This is a genomic window from Streptomyces durbertensis (assembly GCF_014156695.1).
GTDB lineage: Bacteria > Actinomycetota > Actinomycetes > Streptomycetales > Streptomycetaceae > Streptomyces > Streptomyces durbertensis.
The window spans coordinates 1-1,263 of sequence record NZ_WMLF01000777.1 but is presented as its reverse complement, the minus strand read 5'-3'; the positions used below and the strand labels follow the sequence as shown (position 1 = coordinate 1,263).

The window sequence follows — 1,263 nt, the reverse complement described above, 5'->3', positions numbered from 1 at the left end:
GCGGAGACCTGGGGCACGACGGCCGCCGAGCAGCACTCCGGCGAACCGCTTGAGGGGCGGCTGGCCCGGGAGCTGCCGGACGTGGCGCCCAAGGACGGCGACGGCATCGGCGACGTGCCCGGTGGGGAGGGCGAGCCGCTGGACGGGGAGGTCGGGGACCGGCGTACGGGCCGGCTGGTCGCCCCGAACGAGGGTGTGCGGGGCGACCACGACCACGAACTGCTGGCGCTCGACGTCGGCATCGACTCGGCGGCCGCCTCGGCGGAGGAGGCCGCGGTGCACACCATCCCGGACGACGAGGTGTGAGCGCCCGGGGCCTCAGCCGCTGACCACTCCGCCGCGGACGGTTCCACCGGAGACGACTCAGCCGGAGACGACTCAGCCGGAGACGACTCAGCCGGAGACGATCTCCGACAGCACCTCGGGCAGCAGCAGCTCACCGGACGGCTCCGCCGGCCCGGAGAGGTAGAGCTGGGCGTGGAACCGGCCGTCCGCCTCCAGCCCCTCCGGGGAGAGCCCCGCGGCGGTCACCGCCGCCACCGCGTTGCGCTGCTCCTCGGGGTCGGTGAAGCGGCGCTGCACGTACGTCGTGTCGGCCCGCACGGTCCGCAGCCCTCGGGCGGCGAGCGCGGCGCTGATGTCGTCGTAGGAGACCGTGCGCAGCACCAGCGCCAGCACCCAGACCCGGTCCGGCAGGTGCGCGGCGAGCCGGGCGAAGGTGCGGCCGGTGACGTAGCCGACGCCGCCGGTCACGGTGACCAGGGAGACGTCGGCGAGCGCGCGGCGCAGTTCCCCGCTCGGCTCGTCCCGCTCCAGGTTCTCGGCGAAACCGCGGTCGAGCAGCCCGGCGGACCGGGCGTAGGCGACGGCGTTCCCGGCGGCGTCCAGGCCGAGCGCGCGCACGGCGTCGTAGCGGCGGCGCTCGGCGAAGTAGGCGCGGTCGTTCCCGGCGAGGCGGGCGGCGTCCGTACCGGCGTCCGCCTGCGAGTCGAGGTCGGCGTAGTGCCGGTAGAGGTCCTGGAGGGTGACGGTGTGGTTGAACAGGGCGGCGTTGACCCCGTACGAACAGCAGACGTCCAGTACCGTCAGCGGCCCCCGCTCACCGGCCGCCACCAGGGGTTTGGTGCCCAGGAGACGGCGGACGAGGGTCTGCGCGTGGTGCGGGACCTGGTAGTCGTAGGGCCGCAGGGCGCGGTAGTAGCCGCGCGGGTCCGGCTGGTCGTATATGTCGTCGAAGGAGGACTTCCCCGACGGCTTCTTGGG

Annotated in this window: 2 protein-coding genes; one reads left to right on the top strand and one right to left on the bottom strand. The window is 74.4% G+C overall.

Annotated elements, in window-relative coordinates; genetic code table 11:
* On the top strand, positions 1-306 hold a 306-nt coding region (locus tag GL263_RS26730; RefSeq protein ID WP_228456855.1), incomplete at its 5' end, for a DUF5709 domain-containing protein.
* Between the two features lie 87 nt (positions 307-393).
* Here GL263_RS26730 and GL263_RS26725 read toward each other — a convergent pair.
* Positions 394-1,263 (bottom strand): hypothetical protein (locus GL263_RS26725; RefSeq protein WP_194377943.1); only part of this gene is annotated, 870 nt, incomplete at its 5' end.